Here is a 22,532-nt window from a genome sequence, read left to right as displayed (position 1 = left end):
GATTATTCGCGAAGTATCCATATTTAAGAAAGAAGAAGTTGTGGGGTAATCATTTCTGGCAACGTGGTTACTTTGTGGCTTCGGTAGGAGCGAATGAGGAAATAATTAGGCGCTACGTGCGGCATCAAGACAGACAAGAGAAGGAAGAGGCCGAGCGTCAATTACAATTGAACGTTGATTAATAAATAAGCCCCCTTATAGGGGGCCAATCAAAGCCACCTTCTATGAAGGTGGATTCTTTACTTAATCACAGCCTTAGGCTAGGTGATGGGGCATTACTCGCCCTGTTCAACGCCAGCGCGGTTGATCAGGAACTGCGTCAGCAGCGGCACGGGGCGACCGGTCGAGCCCTTGTTGGCGCCACTGTTCCATGCGGTACCGGCCACATCCAGGTGCGCCCAGTTGTACTTCTTGGTGAAGCGCGACAGGAAGCAGGCTGCGGTAATGGCACCGGCAGGACGACCGCCCAGGTTGGTCATGTCGGCAAACGGGCTCTCCAGATGCTCCTGATACTCATCCCATAGCGGCATGCGCCATGCGCGGTCGCCACTCTGCTCGCCGGCGTTGAGTAGCTCGTGAGCCAGCGGGTTGTGGGAGGAGAAGAGGCCTGAGGCGTGTTTACCCAGGGCGATCACACAGGCACCGGTAAGGGTTGCCGTGTCGACGACCAGCTCAGGGTCGAAACGCTCTACATAGGTCAGCACGTCACACAGTACCAGGCGGCCTTCGGCGTCGGTGTTGAGCACTTCTACCGTCTGGCCCGACATGGTAGTCAGGATATCCCCTGGACGATAGGCGTTGCTCGATGGCATGTTTTCACAGCCCGCCAATACACCGACCACGTTGATCGGCAGCTTCAGTTCGCACAGGGCCAGCATGGTACCGATCACGCCTGCGGCGCCGCCCATGTCATATTTCATCTCATCCATGGCTTCGCCTGGCTTGAGCGAGATACCGCCCGAGTCGAAGGTCAGGCCCTTACCCACAAGTACGATAGGCTTCTCTGTGCTATCTACCGCGCCCTTGTATTCCATGACGGTCATGACCGACTCGTTATGGCTGCCGCGGCCGACGGCCAGGTATGAGTTCATGCCCAGCTTGGCCATCTGCTCTTCGCCAACGGTAGTGACGGTGAGGTTTTCATGGTTCTCGGCAATTTGACGCGCCTGAGAGGCCAGGTAAGCCGGGTTACAGATGTTAGGTGGCATGTTGGCCACGTCGCGACACAGCTGGGTACCTGTCGATACGGCCATGCCGTGCTCGATGGCGCGCTCGCCTACCGTGAGTTCGCGGCGAGTCGGTACATTGAATACCAGCTTGCGCAGCGGACGACGGGTTTCGCCCTTGCGGGTCTTGAGTGCGTCGAAGCTGTATAGGCTGTTCTGAGTCGATTCAACGGCTTCGCGTACTTTCCAATAGGTGTCACGACCCTTAACGTGCAGCTCGGTCAGGAAGCAAACGGCCTCCATAGAACCTGTGTCGTTTAAGGTGTTGATGGTCTTAGTGATGATCTGCTTGTACTGGCGTTCGTCTAGTTCTCGTTCTTTGCCACAACCTACAAGAAGGACGCGTTCACTCAACACGTTGGGTACATGATGCAAAAGTAGCATCTGACCTGGCTTACCCTCTAAGTCGCCGCGGCGAAGTAAGTTGCTAATGTAGCCTTCACTGATTTTATCCAGTTGCTCAGCAATACCAGAGAGGCGTCTAGGTTCATAGACACCAACGACAATACAGGCCGAACGTTGTTTTTCCGGGCTGCCGCTCTTAACGCTAAACTCCATGAGCTCTCCTAGATTCTTAAAGACAAATATTATTATTTATTAGATAATGTCTGCTTGTGTCCAAAACGGACCTAAAATTGGTACACCAATGTTAATTTTTCAGGTGTTTTTCTGCCATTTTTAGTTAAAGGCTGGTCACAAAACTACCAAAAGTAGACAGTCTACATGAAAAGTGGGCTGATACCAGCATAAATATAAGTTTAGGGACTGGATCCTGCCTGTGATTGTATTTAGATACTTGATTCGTGAAGTTTTAAAAGCGCAGATGGCAGTGCTTTTAGTACTGTTAGCTATTTTTATTAGCCAACATTTTGTTCGTGTACTCGCTGATGCATCCGATGGCGAGTTTCCCGCCTCTCTGGTGATGACCCTACTCGGGCTCAATCTTCCCTATCTTGCCGTGCTTGTTGTACCCCTGAGTCTTTTTTTGGGGATTCTGGTGGCCCATGGCCGTATGTACGCCGAAAGCGAGATGGTGGTTTTCCATAGCGTCGGTGTGAGTGAATGGTATGTCACCCGGGTGACCCTGCTACTCGCCGTCGTCAATATGCTGTTTACCGGTTTTCTATCTATCTATGTCACTCCTTGGGCGGAGGAGACGCAAAACCGCGTGCTGGAGAATGCCCAGTCGGAAGCCGGTTTAGCGGCGCTGACCCAGGGACGCTTCCAGACCAGCCCTAACGGCCGCGCTGTACTCTTTGTCGAGCGTATCGGCCGCGACAATCAACTGGACAAGGTATTCGTGGCACAGTTGCCCGACCCGGAAGATGGCGCCAGCCAGACCAATATCGTGGTGGCCCAAGGAGGCCGGGTGATCGAGGACGATACCGGTGAGCAGCGCCTGGAACTTAACGACGGGATTCAGTATCAGAATAAGCCGAATCGTCTCGACTATCAGGTGGTCGAGTTTGCGGGTTACGAGATGCAGATCAAGGAGCAGGAGGTGGATCAGCGTCGTCGCAAGTTGTCTGCCCTGCCTATCGACCAGCTGCTCGATACCGAGGGACCCGAGGCGGTGGCCGAGTTCCACTGGCGCCTGGCCATCCCGCTGGCGATCCCCTTCATGACGCTGATCGCCGTGCCCATGGCGCGGGTCAATGTACGCCAAGGCAAGTTTGCCAAGATGTTCCCGGCCATCTTGCTCTATCTGGGCTACTTCGGTCTGATGATCGCCGGGCGTAAGGCACTGGAGGATGAGGTGATCCCCGCCTATCTCGGCATGTGGTGGATCCATGCCTCGGCGCTGTTTTTGGGGATGTTGCTCCTGAGTAAGGAGCGCCCCACAGGTGCCAAGCTTTCTGGCTTGATCAAGCGTAAGAAGGTGAATGCATGAGAATCTTAGACTTCTATATCGCTCGCGTCCTGGTCAGCACCTCGGGCCTGTGTTTGCTGGTGTTAACCGGCCTGTCTGGCATCATCAAGTGGGTGGATCAGCTGCGTCTCGTCGGCCGCGGTACCTATACCATGGTGGATGCCGCCATCTATGTGCTGTTTCTGATCCCCCGCGATATCGAGATGTTTTTCCCCATGGCCGTGCTCTTGGGGGCATTGATCGGCATGGGGATGTTGGCATCGAACTCTGAGCTGGTGGTGATGCAGTCGGCGGGCCTTTCCCGCTTTCAGATCACCCTGTCGGCGATGAAGACGGCGGTGCCCCTGATGATTCTGGTGATGGCGCTGGGTGAGTGGGGCGCACCCGTGGCCGAGCGTCATGGTAAGGAGCTGCAGGCGGTCAAGCTCTCGGGCGGTAGCCTGTTCAAGTCGAGCCGCGGTATCTGGGCCAAAGATGGCGATTTGTTCGTCAATATCGGCGAGATAGAGGATATCAACAGCCTACACAATATCGTGCTCTATGAGTTCGATGACCATCTGAACCTGGTGGGGACCATAGAGGCGCGTCGCGGCGTCTATTCCAAGGATCATTGGCGTCTGCTGGATGTGCGTCAGACCAAGATCACGCCAGAGCAGGTGAGCCTGACGGATCTGACCCTGTATCGCTGGGAGTCGACCCTGACGCCGGATAAGCTCAGCGTGGTGTCGGTAAAACCCGAGGCCTTATCGATTCAGGGCTTGGTGGATTATCTGGAATACCTCAAGGTGAACAACCAGGATTCTGGCCGCTATGAGCTGGCGCTGTGGCGCAAGATCTTACAGCCGATCACCGTGGCGGTCATGATGCTGGTGGCCCTCTCTTTCGTGTTCGGTCCGCTGCGTACCGTGACCATGGGCGCACGGGTGCTGCTGGGGGTGGTTGCGGGCTTCAGCTTCTATATCTGCAACGAGATCTTTGGCCCCATGACCTTGGTTTACGGCCTGCCAGCCGTGCTGGGGGCCGTCATGCCGCCGCTCATCTTCAGTAGCGTGGCCATCTACTATATACGCCGCTAGGGGCGAGTTTAGCCGATTATCGGCTAGCGCAATATGGATAAGCGCAATGGATAAGCGCAAATAAATACGCTCAATAAAAAAGGACCCTAGGGGTCCTTTTTTAGTTTTAGCGATCTATACCCATCATAGTAAGTATCTGATCAGAAATAGCGCAGGAAAAACGCTTGAGAACCAAGCAGGATTTTTAGATGAGTCGTTAGTCTACCTAATACCGTTATCGAGCGTTTTAACGAGCTAGCCTGAGCAATTATTTATCACGATTGGTATTACTAGACGCCGTGCCAGTTACGCATCTGATTGGCTTCTTTTGACAGCACCACCACTTCCGAGCGGGTCATCATATCCTGTAGTGCCAGCTTATCGCCGTTGATGAGGATCCACAGGTTGCCTATGCCAAGTAGCGACCATACCAGGCGGGCCGTGGCGGTGATCATGCTCAGGCTCTGGCCGTTGGGGTGCTGGATCTTCAGGCGCCAGGCGCGCATGCCCAGTGTCTGGCCGCCGTAGCTCCAAAACAGCACATAGAAGAGGCCGACGCAGAAGGTGATCCACAGCTGATACAGGCCTTTGTAGAGCGGGGTGCCGTTGAGCAGATCCGAGACATGCTCGAAGCCATTCATGGCAAGTAGGCCACTGCTGGTGAGGGCGGTAAAGGCACCGAAGCCGATGGCACCGGCCACCATGTAGACGGCAACGGCCAGCAGCAGGTCGTACACTATCGCGCCCAGGCGGCGAAAGAAGCCGGCTCTGGGAAAATTGGCATGTTCAATATTAGACATTTAGGGCCTACATCATCTGGTAAAAGGCGAATATGGGTGGCTTATTCTAGCTAACTTGGCCTTAGCTTTCATCCTGAGCGCTTTCATCTCGAATAAAGTGGATGTCGCTAAAGCCGAAGCGGGCGAACTCCTTCTGGCGATAGTCTTTCACCGCCTGGGAGCCCTTGGATGTCATGGCGACCTGAGCCTCCATGGCGTGATAGCGGGTCAGATCGATCCCTTCGGCCGCGGCCACGGCTTCATAGATGTCATGAAACTTGTCGTAGACGAAGTTGATCTCTTTGTATTGATTTTTAAAGGTATAACCGACTTTGCGGGCCATAATAATCTCTTATTCTTGAGGTGAAACGCCGGGGGCGTGCGCTGCTATGGCATACACCATATAGCAGGCATCTTCCGGGTAGCTGTCCAGGGATTTGTCGATTATACGCGATTTAAAGCCCAGACGTTGCCAATATGTGTGGGCGCCGCCAACAGCCACTAGGGAGATGCTGTCTAGCCCCTTGTCTTGCGCCCGCTCTATGAGGCGGCTAAACACCGCCGCCCCAGCGCCTAGCCCCCGTGCCTTGGCGGAAAAGGCGATGTCATGAAGATAGAGCGTTTCCTGCAAGGGTGCCTGGTCCAATACCTGCTCCAGGCTCGGCGGCAGGTCGCGCTGCCAGGGATGGGCCAGGCAATAGCCGATCACCGAGTCGTTCTGGGTGACCACATAGCAGGTATCGGGGGAGAGCATCGCCTTGCTCTGCAGGGCGTCGAGGGATTCTGGCTCAATATTGGGGTAACACTCATCCTGAATGTGTAAAATGCTCGGCCAGTCCTGGGCCTGTATTGCTCGTATTTGCATCGCTAATGTTTCTAGTTGTGAGGGTAAAGGTCGATGGGGCAAAGGCTAGATGTTCGCACAGCTTTTTGGCCTTATCAATGGTGTTGGCCAGGGCGTTAAGATTAGCAAAACAAATGTGAATATTGGCTATTTACTCAATTATTCAGTCTGTTATTCTCTAATCTCGGTGGCTCGCCTACCTTGGCAAGTCGTATCTTGTCTGAGCCGCCCAGTGAGTCATTGTTTGGATAGGAACAGGCGTATAGCAATATACGCGCGCGACATTAAGCGGGCCTTAAATCCCCCTGGGGCAAGAGGCATTTTCTCATGGAGAGAGACTGTGGATGTTTTACTGCTTACCGATAACTTACCCTACAGCCTAGCGCTGGCCTTAGTGATCCTCCTTGGTCTGGTCGAGGGCTTCTCTATGGTATTTGGCCTCAGCCTGTTTGGGCTGCTGGACGATCTGACCCCCATGGAGATGGATGCCGATGTAGACACTGGCGTTTCGGGTGTCACAGGTGTCGCCGGCTGGCTCTGCCTTGACCGTCTGCCTCTGCTCATCTGGCTGGTGCTGGCCCTGACCAGCTTTGCCATCGCAGGCTTTAGCATCAACTATCTGGCGCTATCGATTGATACTGCCTTGCCGGCTTCCTTAAGCATTCCGCTGGCCATAGTGCTTGGCGCGCTCTCCTGTCGTTTCCTCGGCGCCCGTCTCGCTAATCTGCTGCCCAAAAACGAAACGTCGGCGATCTCTGTGGATGACCTCAGCGGCCTGGTTGGGGTGGTGACCCTGGGCTGTGCCCGCAAGGGATTTCCCAGCGAAGCCGTGGTGAAAGATGCCTATCAGCAGAAGCACTATGTGTTGGTCGAGCCTGAGCTGGCCGGTGAGGCCTTCTCTCAGGGCACCTCTGTGGTGCTGTTAAACCGTAATGGCCAGGTCTGGTCTGTGGTGCAATTTAACAACGAAATTTAGTCTTTGGCAGCCTTAAGGTTTGCCGGAAAACCTGCTTACAACATGCTTAGATTAAGGATGAAACATGAATGAAGTTGAAGGAATAGGCGTGTCATTGGGTGGCAGCTTTGTGTTTGTCGCCGCGGGCGCGGTATTAATCGGTATCTTGGTGATCGGCCTGATATTTGCCAAGTTATATCGACGGGCCTCGAAAGAGACCGCCTTTGTGAGAACGGGTTTTGGCGGTGAGAAGATTATCAAAGATGGCGGCGCCATAGTGTTGCCTGTGCTGCATGAGACGATCGCGGTGAACATGAACACCCTGCGTATCGAGGTGGAGAAGATGCAGAAAGATGCACTGATCACCAAAGATCGTATGCGGGTGGATGTGCGCGCCGACTTCTATCTGCGTGTCGCGCCGAGTGTGGAGGGGATCTCCATGGCCGCGCAGACCTTAGGTACCCGTACTACCCGAGTCGAAGAGGTGAAGAAGCTGATGGAGTCTAAGTTTGTCGACGTACTGCGTGCGGTAGCGGCCGAGATGACCATGACAGAGATGCATGAGCAGCGCGCCGACTTCGTGCAGCGGGTGCAGAACAACGTCGCCAACGATCTGGAGAAGAACGGTCTCGAGCTGGAGTCAGTCTCTCTGACGGGCTTCGATCAGACCGATCTGCAATTCTTTAATGAAAATAATGCCTTCGATGCCGAGGGTCGCGCTCGCCTGGCGAAGATCATCGAAGAGAAGCGCAAAGAGACCAACGACATCGAACAGGAAAACCGCATCAAGATAGAGCAGCGTAACCTGGAAGCCGAGAAGGAGTCGCTGGAGATCGAGAAGGCCGAAGAGGAAGCTCGTCTGGTGCAGCAACAGGCCCTGGAGTTTAAGCGAGCCGAGCAGAAGGCGGAGATCCTCAAGAAGCAGGAACAGAAGAGCCGCGAAGAGAGAGAGGCGGAGATCGCCAAGGAACGTGCGGTAGAGACGGCGCAGATCGAGAAGACCAAAGATATCGAGACTCGCGAGATCGAGAAGCGTAAGGCGATCGAACAGTCGCGCATTCAGCAGCAGCGCGATATCGAGGTGGCGGAGCAGGACAAGCAGATCGCGGTCGCCGAGAAGTCGGAGGAGGAATCAGCCGCGCGCGCCAAGGCTGCAGAGGCGGAGAAGCTTAAGGTTGAGAAAGAGGAAGCGGTTATCACCGTACGTCAGGTGGCCGAGGCTAACCGTCGTAAAGAGATCGAGGTGATCGACGCCCGTAAGGAAGCCGAGCGTGATGCGGTGGGCGTGACGGTCGAGGCGGAAGCCGAGAAGCGCGCCGCCGAGGATAAGGCCAGCGCGATTCTGACCGAGGCGAAAGCGGCGGCGGATGCCAAGAAGCTTAAGGCCGAGGCCGACGAGAAGGTATACGCGGTCGAGGCGGCCGGTAAGCAGGCGCTGCACGAGGCGGAAAACGTGCTGAGCAGCGAACAGATAGAGCTGCAGAAGGCGCTGGCCATGCTCAAGGCCTTGCCGGAAGTGGTGGCCCAGGCGGTCAAGCCGCTGGAGAACATCGAAGGGATCAAGATACTGCAGGGCTATGGTACCTCGGGGGCGACCCAGGGTAACGGCGAGGCGGTATTGAGCCAGGGCGGCATCGCCGAACAGGTAACTTCGGCGGCGCTGAATTACCGCGCCAACGCGCCCATCGTCGATGCCATGCTCAGAGAGCTCGGCATGGTCGATGCCCAAAAAGGTGGACTCAACGATCTGCTCAAGGGGCAGAATATGATCACCAACGAGATGTTGGGTTCTGGCGAGTTAGCCGAAGAAAGCCAGGGGGCACATTCGCCGCTAAACGGCAAGACGCCGCGCGAGGGCGATGTCGCGAGCTAATACCAATCGTAATAAACAAAAAGGCTAGCGTCGATGCGCTAGCCTTTTTGTTTCGCTTGCAGCTAGATTTGCCTCTTAAGCTAAGTAACGCTGCTCCAGATGGCGTCTGAAGTGAATTGGGTTGAGCACCTCGCCGGTCACCTTAGTCACCAGCTCATCTGTGGTCAGTCGCGAACCTTGTGACCAGATGTTCTGCTCCAGCCAGTTCATTAGCTGGCCTATATTGCCGCCCTCTATCAGGCTGTCGATATCGCCAAGGCTCTCTACCATGCTGGCCTTAAACTGGGCCGCGTACATGGCGCCCAGGCTGTAGCTCGGGAAATAACCCAGTTCGCCCACCGGCCAGTGAATATCCTGCATGCAGCCGTTGCGATAGTCTTCCTTGGTAGAGAGGCCCAGCAGGCTTTGCATCTGATTGTCCCAGAACTCGGGAAGGTCGGCGACCTCTAGGCTGTGGTCGATAAGGCCTTTCTCTACCTCATAGCGCAGCATGATGTGACAAGGGTAGGTTACCTCGTCGGCATCGACTCGGATGAGGCCTGGGGTGACCCGCTGTACTAGGTGTGTCAGGGACTCCTGAGTGAGTTGGCTGCCCAGCTGGTGATTAATCTTCTCTGTCAGCAGGGTGAGCATCGCCGGGCTTCTGGCCAGCTGCATCTCGAAGAACAGGCTCTGACTCTCATGGATTGCCATGGAGCGAGCCAGTCCTACGGGCTGGCCGCGCCAGTCGATGGGCAGTCCCTGCTCGTAGCGGGCATGGCCCACCTCGTGGATGGTGCTATAGAGGGAGGTGGCAAAGTCGGCCTCATCGTAGCGGGTGGTGATGCGTACATCGCCGGGGACTCCGCCAGAGAAAGGGTGGCTGCTGGTGTCCAGGCGTCCCTGATTAAAATCAAACCCTAGCAGCTTCATCACATCCAGGTTGAGGGCCTGCTGGGCGCGGGCGCTGCAGTGGGGAATGTCTACGGCTTGCCAGCTCTGCTGCCTGGCTTGTACCTGCTGTATCATATCGGGCAGCCAGGTTCTCAGCTCGCCAAACACCTTGTCGAGCGCCGCCGTATGACAGCCTGGCTCAAACTTATTGAGCAGGGCATCGTAAGGAGAGAGCTGTTGGACCTCGCCGAGGATCTGCGCCTCTTCGCGCACCAGGGCGATCACCTTCTCCAGGTTTGGCCTAAATCCCTGCCAGTCATTGTCTTTGCGTTGCTGACGCCAGGCATGTTCACAGGCATAGGTGAGTGCGGTCTTCTGCTGCACCAGCGCGCCGGGCAGGGCGGTAGCCTGCAGCGTGTGATAGCGCATTTCTCTGAGGTTAGCCGCCTGCTCGGGCGTTAAGGTTTCTTCGCCTGCCGCGGCCAGCCCATCGACCAGGGAAGGCGCCGTCTTAAGCCCATGGATATGCAGTGCCAGTTCGGCCATCGCCTCGCCCCGGCCCTGACTGCCGCCGCTTGGCATCATGGTGGCCTGATCCCAGTCGCCCAGGGCTCTTAGGTGTTCGAAGTGGTGGATCTGTCTAAATGCGGCGCATAAGGCGTCGTAGTGCGGCGTCGCCGAATCTTGCTTGTCTGCTGTCATAGCCTCTGTCCATAGTGTCTGTCGATCTTAAGTTAATGGCTGACATGCTAACACGAGAATGGCCGGAAACGAGTGTCGATAAGCAAGGCCGTCTTGGTTAAGACGGCCTGTAACAGAAGGCGAGCTAAGGCGTGTTTAGGCTTTCAGCAGCGCCAGCGCCGGCAGGCGATTGCCAGGATAGAGGCGATAGGCCTTGTGGTGCTTGATGCTGCTGGCTTTTTTGTCGCCCTGGCTGAGCAGGAGGGCGTGTTTAACGGCGTGCTGGGCGATCAGCTGCTCGTCGGCGCGAATAAAGAGGGTGATGGGCTTAACCAGCTTATCGTTCACCAGGTGCTGCTCATACTGCTCGACCGAGATCACCAGGCTGTTTTGCCCGTCGCTGTCGAGCCTGAGTTTGCCGCTCACCTCGCAGTCGAGGATGACCAGCCAGTCTTGGGCTTCAAGTTCGGCGATCAGCGCGCGCAGCGACTGGCCCACCTGGGCGTTTTCCATCGCGGGCAGGTATTGGCTTTCGATGCGCGCTAGCAACAGGGGTAACTGCGCGCCAGCGCCTTTACTGCGTCCCTCTCTTATCCAGCGGGTCAGATCTTCTGCCACCAACTTGGAGAAGCGTCTTTCTTTAAGCGACTGTACCATCCAGTTGCAGAGGAAATGGCTTTCTGCCGCAGCCGTCTTGATGCTGCCAGGGTTGTCGTTGCGTGCCTTCAGGGCGGCGAGTCCCGCCTGGGCGAGTGCCACTAGGGCTTGATTGTAGCTTTGCTCTGTCATTGCGTCTCCACGCAAAAGAAATAAAGGGATGCGGCGCCGAGTATACCCTATCACACCCCTCATCAATATCAGTCAGATAAAGAAAACCACCGCAGTTGGTTCAAATGCGGTGGTTTGTTGAGCCTGGCTTGCAGTTTTATGGCAGGAGTTGCTTGTTTGCTACTGCCTGATGAGGCTGGCCGCGGTGAGGATTAGCTTAGGCTCGGCGCGCACCTTGTAGTTAGGATTGATATATTGAAAATGGATAAGACCCGTCTTATCCGTGATGTAGACGGCGGGCACGGGCAGTACTAGACGCGACTCGCCGGCCGCATTCTTCCACAGCTTGTTTTTCAGCTGCATCTTGGCCATGTAACGGTCAGATATGGCCTGGCTGGTGAAATAGGCCAGACCGAAGGCGCGCATGGCGTTGAGCTTGGCATCTGATACCAGGGTGTAGTTGAGGTCGTTCTTGGTCATGGAGGCGCGCAGCTCCTCTGGTGCATCCGGCGATACGCCTATTAGCTGAAAGCCCATCTCGAGCAGATCCCCTTCGATGGCTTGTAGTTGACCCATCTGCGCATTACAGAAGGGGCACCAACCGCCACGATAGAAGAAGATCACGCTGGGTTTTCCCTGAATCAGCTGCTGTAGATCTATGTTGTCACCATTAAGTGTCTTGACTTGAATCGATGGCACCTCTTGGCCGTTGAGTAGCGGCGAGATTGCCGTTGGGCTCTCAGCGATGGTCTTGGCCATGACAGGTTTAGCCGTAAATAAGAGTAGGCTCAATAATGTAAAAAGTAGGGCGCTCAACAGCGCGCGGGTGGAGGAATTGTTCGTCTTGGTCATCAATTGGCCTTCTCGTGATTGTTTTATGTGTCGAACAGACCCAGGCGACCGCGTTAAACTTTTACCCCGATGGAGAATTAATCGATGCGATCAAAAAAGGCACTGTTAAGTGCCTTATTTGATTAGATAATAATTATGTGACCGTACGTCGATTATTTTTGCTTCTTTATTTTCGCGTTGGATGAGTTCTTCACCTTCACTCGGCGAGTACCCATGTTCTTCTCGGCGATCACCTGAGCGCCCACGTTGTCGCTGCGCTGCTGCTTCTTGGCGAAGCTGCGGCGCTTCTGTAGCTGTTTGATCAGGAGGTCACGACTGCCCACCTCGTAGCCTGGGATGGTGATCCGGCGGATCTTATTGCCGATCAGCTTCTCGATATCGGCCAGGGTGCGCTCCTCTTCACGGCTCACCAGGGAGATGGCGACGCCACTGCGACCGGCGCGGCCGGTACGACCGATACGGTGCACATAGTCTTCAGCAAGGAAGGGCAGGTCGAAGTTGACCACATATTCCAGTTCGGGAATATCCAGACCACGGGCGGCGACCTCGGTGGCGACCAGGGCGCGCACCTTACCCTCTTTAAATTCGCGCAGCGCGCGGCGACGATTGCCCTGGGCCTTCTCGCTGTGAACCACGGCCGAAGGGATACCATCCAGGTTTAGCTCCTTCACCAGTGAGTCGGCGGCTTCGCGGGTGGCGGTAAATACCAGCACCTGTTGCCAGTTCTTCTTGCCGATAAGCTCGGAGAGGAGTTCACGCTTGCGGCGCTGCTCTACCGGGTAGACCACCTGGCTGACGGTCACCGCAGTGGTGTTCTGCTTGTCGACGGCGATCAGCTTAGGCTTGACCAGCATCTCGTTGGCCAGTTGCTTGACGGCGCTGGAGAAGGTCGCCGAAAACAGCAGGTTTTGGCGATCGCGATTCACCTGCTGCAAGATCTTCTGAATGTCGGTGATGAAGCCCATGTCCAACATGCGGTCGGCCTCATCCAGCACCAGGAAGTCGACATTAGAGAGGTTGAGGTTACAGGCTTGCAGGTGCTCCAGCAGACGTCCCGGGGTGGCGACTATGATGTCGGCGCCTTTCTTGGCCTTGGCGGCCTGGGTATCCATCTTGACGCCGCCATAGACGGTGAGTACCGAGACAGGCAGGTAACGACTGTACTGCTTGATGTTATCGGCCACCTGGGCCACCAGTTCACGGGTGGGGGCCAAGATCAGGGCGCGGGTGTTGGAGCGCTGGGTATCGCTTGGGGTGTCGAACATCTTCTGCAGGATAGGCAGGGCGAAGGCCGCCGTCTTGCCGGTCCCTGTCTGGGCGCTGGCCAGCACATCCTGTCCGCGGCGAATCGCCGGGATGGCCTCTTTTTGAATGGGCGTCATTTTTTGGTACCCACATTCTGAGATGGCATGCAAAATCTCGGGTGCAAAACTGAAAGATTCAAATCTCATTGGGATATCCTGTTGTTTACCTTTTTAAAATAACGACATATCAAATTGAGTTTAGTCCAGACTCGAGCCGTACCTTAACCCATAACGCCTCTGGGTCACAAAGGCGGGCGCGGAGTATAGCAAAATTTTCGGTTAAAACCTGCACTTTTATCTGCCGCGATTCACTTGTCTCTCAACCTATTGGGTCTATTTGACACCTAAGAGCGCTGAACTAACCTTATTAAGTTAACGTTTGGAGGTTGTCACAGGCATGGAGGCTTAGGTGTATCGTTATTTGCCCCAACTGCAAGGCAGCAACCTGCTTTGGATGAGGGGATGAGATGTCGATAAATGTCTTGATCGTCGATGATTCGCTGAGCGCCTGCCGGGTGCTCAGTCGTCACTTTTTGCTACTGGATGTGGACAAGGTCGAGTTCTGCCGCGACGCCCGTAGCGCCATTCGTACCCTAAGTAAATATAGCGATGACTACCAGATAGTGGTGGTGGACCTGCATATGCCCGAGGTGGATGGCATAGAGTTTCTGATGCGCCTAAGTAAGATGGAGTTTAAGGGAGGCATCATCATCGCGTCGGGCATGGAGTCGCGCATCGTCGAGGCTGCTTCACAGCTGGTGGAGGCCTCTAAGCTCAGGCTGCTGGGGGCCCTGATGAAGCCGATTACTACCGAGCAGCTCAGGGTCTGTGTCGAGCGTTATCGTCTCATGGCCTTTCAAGGAAATGGCGTGCGCCACAAGGGATTGATGAGTATCGACGAGATCCGCCGCGCCATCAACTCCAATAAGATCATCCCCTACTATCAGGCGCAGGTGGACATCGCCAGCGGCAAGATAAAGGGATTCGAGGTGCTCTGTCGCCTGCAGCAGGGCAACCGCCTGCAGCTGATCACCCCGGATAAGTTTATCGATGTCGCCGAGTGCAACAACGCCCTCAACAGCCTGACGACTAAACTGCTCAATAATGCCATCCCAGAGTGGGCGCTGATCAGCCAGTTCGAGTCTTGCAAACAATGCCATCTGTCGATAAATCTGACCCCCAAGCAGCTCAATCAGAGTGGCTGGCATACCCGGCTGTTGCAGTACTGTGAGCAGAACCTGGTGTCGCCCTCACGGCTGACGGTGGAGATCACCGAAAATCAGGTGCTGGACAAGCAGCGCCAGCACTCGACCATCAGTCAACTGAGGATGAACAGTATCGGCGTCGCTATCGACGATTTCGGCACAGGCTATACCAACCTCTCCCAGTTATGCACCCTGCCCATCAGCGAGTTGAAATTGGATCGTAGCCTGGTACATGGCATACACAAAGATCCCGTCTCCCAGACCATACTGCGCTCTATGCAGGCGATCAGCGGCAAACTCGGCATTCATCTGGTGGCCGAAGGGGTCGAGGATATCCATGATCTCAACTACCTGGAGCAGGTTAAAGATATCTCCTTGCAGGGCTACCTCATCTGTCGCCCTAAACCCTACAGTGAGCTGGTGCGTTGGCTAAAGGCGCGGGAGCGTCTGGTTCAGGCCTAAAAAAAACAGCACCCTGGGGTGCTGTTTTTTTATGGTTCTTTTTATGGCTTTTTAAGGGTTAGATGGCCTCAGTCGCCTTGAGCAGCCAGTCTAGCTCCGCGCCCTGCATCAGCGGGCTCAGGGTCTCCCTGACCCTCTGATGGTAGGTGTTGAGCCAGTTGACCTCGGCGTCCGTGAGCAGCTGTTTATCGACCAGGCGGGTGTCGATGGGGATCAGTGTGATGGCATGAAATTCATAGATCTCACGCTCGGCACTGGTCAGCGCCTCGCAGGCCTGCACCGCGACAAGGTTTTCGATGCGGATGCCGAAGGCGTCGGCGCGGTAGTAGCCCGGCTCGTTCGACACCACCATGCCCGGCAGCAAGGCGACGCCATTGCTGTTCTTGGCGATCCGCTGTGGCCCCTCGTGTACGCTGAGGAAGTGGCCCACGCCATGGCCCGTACCATGGTCGTAATCGAAGCCATGTTGCCACAGATATTGACGGGCGAAGCCGTCGAGCTGCTGACCCGTGGTGCCTTTAGGGAATTTGGCCTGATCCAGGGCGATATGCCCCTTGAGTACCAGGGTGACCATCTTGCGCTGCTCGTCGGTGACCTCGCCGATGGCGATGGTGCGGGTGACGTCTGTGGTGCCATCCAGATACTGGGCGCCCGAGTCCACCAGATAGATGCTGTTCATGGTCATCATGGCGGGAGTGCCATTGTTGTGGTTGTAGTGACACATGGCCGCGTTGGCGCCAGTGGCCGAGATGGTATCGAAGCTTGGCTCACGATACTGAGGATCTTCCAGGCGGAAGCTCTCCAGCTTATCGGCCAGGGTGCCTTCGTCATAGAGACGATTTGCCGCCACTTCAGCGTCGAGCCAGGCGAGGAAACGGCTCACGGCAACGCCGTCACGAACATGGCAGGCGCTGAGTCCGGCAAGCTCAGCCGGGTTTTTCTGTGCCTTGGGCAGGGCAACCGGATCTTGACCGGCGATAAGCCTTGCACCAGCCTGTTGGGCCGTTAACTGCATCCAGGCATTTGCGCTGTCAGGGTCGGCCAGCAATTTGACGCTATCGAGCCGAGATAATACGCCTTCGAGTTCAGACTCGGCCTTGAAGCTGACGCCGTCACCCACATGGGCCTGAATTCCCTCAGGCAGCTTGGTCAGATCGGTAAAGAGTGTCATCTCACCATTTTTATGCAGCAGGGCGGTACCTAGCACCACGGGCAGGCGCGGCACGTCGTTGCCGCGAATATTCAGTAACCAGCAGAAGGAGTCCAGTGCGCTGATCAGTGCCACATCGGCACCCGCTGCGGCCACGGCTTCGCCTATCTGCTCACGTTTCACTGCGCTGCTGACGCCGGCGCTCTGCTCGCTAAACAGGCTAATAGGGGCGCTGGATGCGGCGGGTCTCTCTTGCCAGTGGCGATCGATGGGGTTTTCTAGGACGGCAACCAGCTCTATGCCGGCGCGCTGGCACTGAGCCTCGGCCTGCTGCTGCCAGCTCAGGGTATGCAGGCGTGGGTCATAGCCGATGCGGGCGCCTTCACCTAGCTCGGCGATAAGCCAGGGGATCTGTGGGGTATCGTGCAGGCTCTGATAATCGAACAGGCTATTGTCTACCTGCTGCTTAACCTGGACCGTGTAGCGACCATCGACGAAGATGGCAGCGCGCTGTTTGAGCACTATGGCCATGCCAGCCGAACCGGTAAAACCTGTGAGCCAGTGGAGTCTTTCATTACGCTCGGGGACATATTCGCCCAGATATTCGTCGGCCCGCGGGACGATGAAGGCATCGAGTGTTTGGCTGAGCATGTCGCTTCTTACGGCGTGTAGACGTTGTGCGGTTACAGATGTCATGAAGTCTCCTTTAGTACCCACTTGCGGGGCCATCTAATCGTGGCCTTCTGGGGTTAAGCGAATAGGCTGGCCCTGTCTCTACAGATTGAGATATGGCCGAGTTGTCGCCGATTATCGCAGCTCAAGGGGGGAGTTGGAAGGGAAGCGCGAAAAAGCCCAGGGGCGACACCGTAAAGTCTGACCAGCGTTTGAGGAGATGTGAGTCAGAGGGGGAGGATTTATTGAGGCGATTGAATCAGATAGCGGCGAGGGGGAGGGATGAAATCCCCAATAACGGCGTTCAAGGCTGGTAAATTTCGTCATGAGTCAGTATTTTGCTCGTAAGTAAAACATTTGTGATTAATTTTATGCCTAGAAATGTATGGGTGTTAACCCTGGCCCAGGCCTTTGCCATGAGTGCGACCCCCATGATGATGTTGCTCGGTGGCCTGATTGGCGCCGAACTGGCGCCAACACCCGCCCTGGCAACCCTGCCGATAGCCATCATGGTGATTGGGGTGGCTGTCTCAGTAGTGCCGATCAGCCGTTTAATGCGCCGCTTCGGCCGTAAGAAGATCTTTCTGCTGGGGACGGGCCTGGGGGCCTTTGCCGGCGCGCTGGCGGCCTTTGCGACCCAGGCAAAGCTTTTTGTGCCTTTCTGCCTCAGTGGGCTACTGCTTGGTGCCGCCGGGGCGATAGTGCAGCAATACCGTTTTGCCGCCATGGAGTCGGTGGAAGCGCTCCATAGCGCCAAGGCGGCCTCACGGGTCTTAGTCGGTGGATTGGTGGCCGCTATCGTTGGGCCTGAACTTGCGGTCATGGGTGAGAACCTGTTCGCGACGCCCCACGTGGGCGCCTTCCTGTTTCTGATCTGTGTTTGCCTGATGGCGGGGCTGGTGCTCTGTTTCTATCAGGATAATGATCAGGACAGGCCCGCTCATGTGACCTCGCATCAAGGCGTACGCCCCCTTGGCAACATCTTGCTGCAGCCCGCTATCTGGACCGCCATCGGCGCCGCTACCATAGGCTATGGCATGATGAGTTTCATCATGACGGCGACGCCGCTGCACATGCATCATATGGAGCACTATTCCCTGGCCGATACCAAGTGGGTGATCCAGAGCCATATCATCGCAATGTATTTTCCCTCGTTGTTTAGCGGATACCTGGTAGCCAAGTTTGGCACCAGCCGCATGATGCTGGTGGGGCTGGCGGCCTATGGCGTGACCATCACGGTGGCCTTGCTCGGGCGCGAGTTGCTTAACTACTGGACGGCCCTGGTGCTCTTGGGGATCGGCTGGAACCTGTTGTTTGTCGCCGGCACCGTCTTGTTGCCTCGTCACTATCACAGCGAAGAACGCTTTAAGGTTCAGGCCTTTAACGATGCCTTCGTCTTCGGCTCCCAGGCGATCGCCTCCTTGAGCGCCGGCTGGGTATTGCACTGGTTAGGCTGGGAGGTGATGTTGCTCACCTGTATCCCTCTGTTGGCAATACATCTGCTGTTGATGGCCTGGGGCAGGGTGCCGCTGAAGCTGGCAGGGCAACAGAAAGTGGATGAAACCTGATAGCCTTTGATGGAAATTAAATCAAAGCAAAGTGTTAGTCGAATTTTATATAGTATCAGCCGATGCTTTTTGTGATAAAATTTAGCGATACACAACTCTCTCTACTCATGGCATCGAGAAGCGTCTTGCTGCAATGAGCGAGGCGGCTACGGAGCTCGATATGCAATCCCTGACCATAGATATTGGCGCGACGACCGCCCTGTTCGAAATTGAGACTCAGGGGCGCACCGAGCAATACAAGATAGCGACGGGTGAGCACTTTACCCTGGACGATCTCAATGGCCATATCGCCGATATCGAAGCCGACTATGACCTGAGTGACTATGCCCTTGGGATAGCGGTGCCCGGGTTGGTGAAGCAAGACACACTCATCGCCTGTAAGGCGGCGCCTAAGCTCAACGGCCTGTCGCTGGCACAGCTCAAGACGCGGGCGCGTTTTAGCCTGCTCCATAATGATATCGACGCCGGCATGCTGGCGGTATGCGAGGCTAAAAACACCTGCGAGCTGCTCTTGATGAGCGGCGCCGGCATAGGCATGGCGATCGCCATCAAGGGCGAGCCTTTTCTCGGTGCCGGCGGTGTCGCCGGTGAGCTTGGTCATTGCCGGGTGATGACCGAAGGGGGAGAGTACAGCCTGGAGCAGCTGGCCAGTGGCGAGTCGATTAGGATACGCGGCCTCAAGAGTCCGCAGGAGCTCTATCGCGCCGGCAACTACCTGGGAATGGGGATTGCCTGGACCATCAACCTGCTAAATCCAAATCGAATCTGGCTTGCGGGCTCCATGATGAACCAACCCGACTATTACAAGGGCTGTGTCGAGTCTCTGAAACAACTGGCCTTAACCTCGCCACTCGGTGATGTGAATATCGCCCGGGTCGACGATATGGAGACTCTGGTGTGTCGCGGCCTCAAGGTACTGCTGGCTAAGCATGCTCAGCACGGCGAGTAAGTGTTTGGGCTTATAAGCCTGCCAGACTTTTATCTATAAATAGGCTTTATCGAGAGTGAACGCTTATCTCGACAGCGCCAGGTTGTTTACATGCTAAGGGTTTCCCACAACGCTAAAGGCTCTTTTACAGCTAATGGTTCTCTTTTACAGCTAATGGTTCTCTTTTACAGCTAATGGTTCTCTTTTACAGCTAATGGTTCTCTTTCAGGCTAAGGGCTTCCTATAACGCTAAAGGCTTTCATGCCAAGCTGATTGGCGAGTTTCGGCGCACCTTGAAGATTTTTCTTTCTGCTAGCTACTGCTTTTTTGTATACATTATGCTAAAAAGGCTGCCTATCATTATTCTTTTCAGCGGTGGTTGCGGGCATGCCTCTCAGACTGCCGTCAAAGGTGTTAACTATGAGTGTAAATACCACGAGTGAGATTGCCACTGTGGGCGTGGGCGGTTCGAGCCCCGAGCTGGAGCTGGCCAAGCTGTCTGATATGACCCAAGGGGTCGAAGGGATCACGGCGCAAGAATACAGGGCGCGTATCGACAAGGCGCAGCAGCTGATGCGTCAGCAGGGGATCGCCGCTATCTATCTTAATGCGGGCACTAATCTCTACTACTTCACCGGCACACGCTGGTACGCCAGCGAGCGTATGGTGGGGGCTATTTTGCCAGCCGAGGGTGAGCTGGAATATATCGCTCCCGCGTTCGAGCTAGACACCCTCAAGGGCTACATGGTGATCGAGGGGCGGGTTAACTGCTGGCATGAGGATGAGAGTCCCTATGCGCTTTGCGTTAAGCGTCTGGGTGAGCTAGGCATTAGCCAGGGTAAGCTGGCGATGGATGAGTCGGCGGCGTTTTTCATCTTCGATGGCGTGCGTCAACTGGCGCCGGCTCTTGAATTTGTCAATGGTAAGGCGGTGACGGCGGCTTGTCGTATGCTCAAGTCTGAGACTGAACTGGCGCTGCTACAGCGTGCCAAGGATATGACTCTGGAGGTGCACAAGGCCGCCGCACGTATCCTGCGTGAAGGGATCACAGTCGGTGAGGTGGAGAGCTTTATTCACCAGGCTCACAAGGCCGTGGGCGCCCCGACGGGTTCCTATTTCTGCATCGTACTCTTTGGGGAAGACTCGGCCTATCCTCACGGGGTCAAGTCGCCCAAGGCGCTGGAGCTTAACGATACCGTGTTGATCGACACCGGCTGTCAGCTCCATGGTTACAACTCGGATATTACCCGCACCTATGTATACGGCACGCCGAGCGAGCGTCAGCGTCAGCTTTGGCAGCTGGAACAAGATGCCCAGCTTGCGGCCTTCGAGGCGGCCAAGGTGGGCGCGCCATGCTCAAGTGTGGATCGCGCCGCGCGCGATGTGATTGAACAGGCGGGCTTCGGCCCCGGCTATGCGCTGCCGGGACTGCCTCACAGGACGGGGCATGGCATAGGGCTAGATATTCACGAATGGCCCTATCTGGTGTTGAATGATCACACACCGCTGGCGCCGGGCATGTGTTTCAGTAACGAGCCCATGCTGTGTGTGCCGGGCGAATTTGGGGTGCGTCACGAGGATCACTTCTACATGACAGAGAATGGCCCCAAATGGTTTACCCAGCCTGCTCACTCTATCGATAACCCCTTCGGATATTGATATCAATCGTAATAAATAATTGATCATGCTAGCTTGTTAAAACGCTATTTTTGATCACGAACTTACAGTGGTTGGTATGAAACTAAAAACGCGCCCTAGGGCGCGTTTATTTATGCTGTCAGCGTAGAAGCATTATTTATCTATACTGATCAGCTCCACATCGAAGACAAGCACAGAGCCGCCGGGGATCTTACCTGCACTGCGATTGCCATAGGCCAGGCTGCTCGGAATAAAGAAGCGGGTCTTTTCGCCTTCGACCATCAGCTGTACCCCTTCGGTCCAGCCCTTAATGACGCGATTGAGTGGGAAGGCGATGGGTTCGCCGCGCTCGACCGAGCTGTCAAACACAGTGCCGTCGATCAGCGTGCCATGATAATGCACCGTCACAGTATCGCTAGCCTTGGGATGAACGCTGCCGTCGCCCTCTGCCAGTATCTGATATTGGAGCCCCGAGGCGGTTTCGATAACACCTTCCTGAGTCTTGTTCTGGGCTAAAAACGCCTCGCCCTTGGCGATGTTTTCCTTAGCCGCCTTCTGGTTATTCATGCTGGTAAAGAAGTAAAACAACACGCCGGCGATCACTACGACTGCTAATATCATTCTCATCATTGATTTTCCTGAAAAAGTGCGGCCTTCATCATAGCCAATTGCGCCTCTTGGGTAAACGCGTAGCACAAACATGGCGCTGTCAGGCTAGTTCACCCCGAGCCGTGTCAGCAAGGCCTGTCCCAGGGGAGAGATTACGGCGCCCAACAGGCTGAGGTTGATGATGACGGTCAACCAGAGCACCAAACGAAAAGCCCGCTTACTGGACTTGTGCCTCAGGTGTTGCTGGCCCAGCATGGCGCCCGGCCATCCACCTAGTAGGGAGAGTAGGTGTAAGCTACTTTCCTGTATGCGCCAGCTCCCTTTCTGCGCCGCGCTCTTATCCACGGCATAGGCCATATAGGTGATGAGACTCAAGACGGCGAAGTAGAGTAGGCTTGCCATGGGGAGTCGCTGCATTATGGCTGCGAAGAAGAGGCCTATAAACAGTGCGGCGGCGAGCAGCAGGCGCAGGGCAAACTTAAAGCCGAGCCGGGAAGACGGTGTCTTGTTTGACGTCCGTCTTGCCTTTGAAAGGATCAGTTCGGCGCAGGGGCGGCCCTGCTTGTCCTGGCTGAGGTGATATTTGAGAGCCTGACCCTTTTGAGGCACATGGCCTCTGAAGCTACTGATGTGGACAAATAGCTCGGCTCCCGAACCATTAGGCTTGATAAAACCATATCCCTTGTCGTCGTGCCATTGGCTTAGGGTGCCGGTAAAAATTTTGCTGCTCATGCGAGATCCTTGCATCGAGTGGAAGCCTGTATCTTACTTTAATGCTTGAGCGAAGCACATCACAGTCGATGCAAATACTTAAGGCCGCATTAAGGTTAAATTACGCTAGGGCCTGTTGACCTTTTGAGAACAAATTTTGTTCTAATTGAGCACGTTCAAATCGCGGCATGAGGCTTGGAGTATAGTTATTCTATATAAAAGCCGAGTAACAAAGAGTTGAACGTGCTCAAGACGAACGTAAGCGTCCGACAAACTGCACCTTCATATTTTAGCTATCAGCCACCATCATTGTTCTTCTGATTTATAGGAGGACAATATGTTTAATAACAGTACCCGGCTTGATGTCACTTTGATATGCGGCATCACTGATATGCGCAAGTCGATAGATGGTTTGAGTAACATTGTTGCTTATAGCTTGCGACAAGAGCCCTGTAATGGGCACTTGTTTGTTTTCTGTAATCGACAGCGCAATAAATTGAAGATTGATT

General features: G+C 55.3%; 21 protein-coding genes. 9 read left to right on the top strand and 12 right to left on the bottom strand.

The annotated features are described in order from the left end of the window. Positions 1-182, top strand: a 182-nt coding sequence (locus L1D47_RS15275; RefSeq protein ID WP_239885899.1) for a transposase, incomplete at its 5' end; no start/stop codon positions are given. Positions 183-275: 93 nt separating this feature from the next. Here the strand turns inward: L1D47_RS15275 and pepA are convergent. Beyond that, positions 276-1,784: a leucyl aminopeptidase gene (gene pepA, locus L1D47_RS15270; protein WP_041510261.1), complete on the bottom strand. Its 1,509-nt coding sequence runs from the start codon at positions 1,782-1,784 to the stop codon at positions 276-278. 220 nt (positions 1,785-2,004) lie between these two features. Between pepA and lptF the strand changes: the two genes are divergently transcribed. Beyond that, a complete protein-coding gene (lptF, locus tag L1D47_RS15265) occupies positions 2,005-3,117 on the top strand; it encodes an LPS export ABC transporter permease LptF (protein ID WP_239885898.1) in 1,113 nt (370 codons plus the stop codon). Next, on the top strand, positions 3,114-4,172 hold the full coding sequence (lptG, locus tag L1D47_RS15260; RefSeq protein WP_239885897.1) for an LPS export ABC transporter permease LptG: 1,059 nt from the start codon (positions 3,114-3,116) through the stop codon (positions 4,170-4,172). The genes lptF and lptG overlap by 4 nt, the downstream gene beginning before the upstream one ends. Positions 4,173-4,441: 269 nt before the next feature. Here lptG and L1D47_RS15255 read toward each other — a convergent pair whose 3' ends face one another. From L1D47_RS15255 to L1D47_RS15245, 3 genes are all read right to left on the bottom strand, one after another. Next, positions 4,442-4,951, bottom strand: a complete 510-nt coding sequence (locus L1D47_RS15255; RefSeq protein ID WP_239849776.1) for an RDD family protein — start codon at positions 4,949-4,951, stop codon at positions 4,442-4,444. 61 nt (positions 4,952-5,012) lie between these two features. Continuing rightward, positions 5,013-5,273: a DUF2960 domain-containing protein gene (locus tag L1D47_RS15250; RefSeq protein ID WP_239885896.1), complete on the bottom strand. Its 261-nt coding sequence runs from the start codon at positions 5,271-5,273 to the stop codon at positions 5,013-5,015. Positions 5,274-5,282: 9 nt separating this feature from the next. Further along, positions 5,283-5,795: a GNAT family N-acetyltransferase gene (locus L1D47_RS15245; protein WP_239885895.1), complete on the bottom strand. Its 513-nt coding sequence runs from the start codon at positions 5,793-5,795 to the stop codon at positions 5,283-5,285. Between the two features lie 319 nt (positions 5,796-6,114). Here L1D47_RS15245 and L1D47_RS15240 point away from each other — a divergent pair, with 319 nt between their 5' ends. Continuing rightward, positions 6,115-6,750 carry a YqiJ family protein gene (locus L1D47_RS15240; protein WP_239885894.1) on the top strand — a complete coding sequence of 212 codons (636 nt, stop codon included), beginning with the start codon at positions 6,115-6,117 and terminating at the stop codon, positions 6,748-6,750. 64 nt (positions 6,751-6,814) lie between these two features. Then, complete coding sequence (locus L1D47_RS15235; RefSeq protein ID WP_239885893.1) at positions 6,815-8,602, top strand: flotillin domain-containing protein; 1,788 nt, start codon at positions 6,815-6,817, stop codon at positions 8,600-8,602. Positions 8,603-8,677: 75 nt separating this feature from the next. On the opposite strand, the gene L1D47_RS15230 is transcribed toward L1D47_RS15235, so the two are convergent. The 4 genes from L1D47_RS15230 to L1D47_RS15215 all read right to left on the bottom strand — a co-directional run bounded on the left by L1D47_RS15230 (position 8,678) and on the right by L1D47_RS15215 (position 13,227). Then, positions 8,678-10,177 (bottom strand): carboxypeptidase M32, encoded by a 1,500-nt coding sequence (locus tag L1D47_RS15230; RefSeq protein WP_239885892.1) that lies wholly within the window; start codon positions 10,175-10,177, stop codon positions 8,678-8,680. A 135-nt stretch (positions 10,178-10,312) separates the two neighbouring features. Beyond that, complete coding sequence (locus L1D47_RS15225) at positions 10,313-10,945, bottom strand: DUF2913 family protein (protein ID WP_239885891.1); 633 nt, start codon at positions 10,943-10,945, stop codon at positions 10,313-10,315. A gap of 159 nt (positions 10,946-11,104) precedes the next feature. Further along, entirely contained in the window at positions 11,105-11,776 is a 672-nt protein-coding gene (locus L1D47_RS15220; RefSeq protein ID WP_239885890.1) for a peroxiredoxin-like family protein, read from the bottom strand. Positions 11,777-11,928: 152 nt separating this feature from the next. Continuing rightward, positions 11,929-13,227: a DEAD/DEAH box helicase gene (locus L1D47_RS15215; protein ID WP_239885889.1), complete on the bottom strand. Its 1,299-nt coding sequence runs from the start codon at positions 13,225-13,227 to the stop codon at positions 11,929-11,931. Between the two features lie 320 nt (positions 13,228-13,547). On the opposite strand from L1D47_RS15215, the gene L1D47_RS15210 reads away from it, so the two are divergent. Continuing rightward, complete coding sequence (locus tag L1D47_RS15210; RefSeq protein ID WP_239885888.1) at positions 13,548-14,747, top strand: EAL domain-containing response regulator; 1,200 nt, start codon at positions 13,548-13,550, stop codon at positions 14,745-14,747. 58 nt (positions 14,748-14,805) lie between these two features. On the opposite strand, the gene L1D47_RS15205 is transcribed toward L1D47_RS15210, so the two are convergent. Beyond that, the gene (locus L1D47_RS15205; RefSeq protein ID WP_239885887.1) at positions 14,806-16,593 is read right to left on the bottom strand and encodes an aminopeptidase P family protein; all 1,788 of its coding nucleotides are present in this window, start codon (positions 16,591-16,593) and stop codon (positions 14,806-14,808) included. 347 nt (positions 16,594-16,940) lie between these two features. Here L1D47_RS15205 and L1D47_RS15200 point away from each other — a divergent pair, with 347 nt between their 5' ends. From L1D47_RS15200 to L1D47_RS15190, 3 genes are all read left to right on the top strand, one after another. After that, positions 16,941-18,137, top strand: a complete 1,197-nt coding sequence (locus L1D47_RS15200; RefSeq protein WP_239885886.1) for an MFS transporter — start codon at positions 16,941-16,943, stop codon at positions 18,135-18,137. Between the two features lie 160 nt (positions 18,138-18,297). Next, positions 18,298-19,086, top strand: a complete 789-nt coding sequence (locus L1D47_RS15195; protein WP_239885885.1) for an ROK family protein — start codon at positions 18,298-18,300, stop codon at positions 19,084-19,086. 399 nt (positions 19,087-19,485) lie between these two features. Then, positions 19,486-20,724 (top strand): Xaa-Pro peptidase family protein, encoded by a 1,239-nt coding sequence (locus L1D47_RS15190; RefSeq protein WP_239885884.1) that lies wholly within the window; start codon positions 19,486-19,488, stop codon positions 20,722-20,724. A gap of 132 nt (positions 20,725-20,856) precedes the next feature. Here L1D47_RS15190 and L1D47_RS15185 read toward each other — a convergent pair whose 3' ends face one another. The 3 genes from L1D47_RS15185 to L1D47_RS15175 form a co-directional block, all read right to left on the bottom strand. Further along, complete coding sequence (locus tag L1D47_RS15185; RefSeq protein WP_239885900.1) at positions 20,857-21,330, bottom strand: FKBP-type peptidyl-prolyl cis-trans isomerase; 474 nt, start codon at positions 21,328-21,330, stop codon at positions 20,857-20,859. Positions 21,331-21,417: 87 nt separating this feature from the next. Then, a complete protein-coding gene (locus tag L1D47_RS15180) occupies positions 21,418-22,044 on the bottom strand; it encodes a DUF1294 domain-containing protein (RefSeq protein ID WP_239885883.1) in 627 nt (208 codons plus the stop codon). Positions 22,045-22,345: 301 nt separating this feature from the next. Beyond that, a partial coding sequence (locus tag L1D47_RS15175; protein ID WP_239885882.1) for a hypothetical protein occupies positions 22,346-22,532 on the bottom strand: 187 nt, incomplete at its 5' end.

This window comes from Shewanella sp. Isolate7 (assembly GCF_022398425.1).
Classification (GTDB): Bacteria; Pseudomonadota; Gammaproteobacteria; order Enterobacterales; family Shewanellaceae; genus Shewanella.
This window is presented reverse-complemented; position numbering and strand designations above follow the sequence as displayed.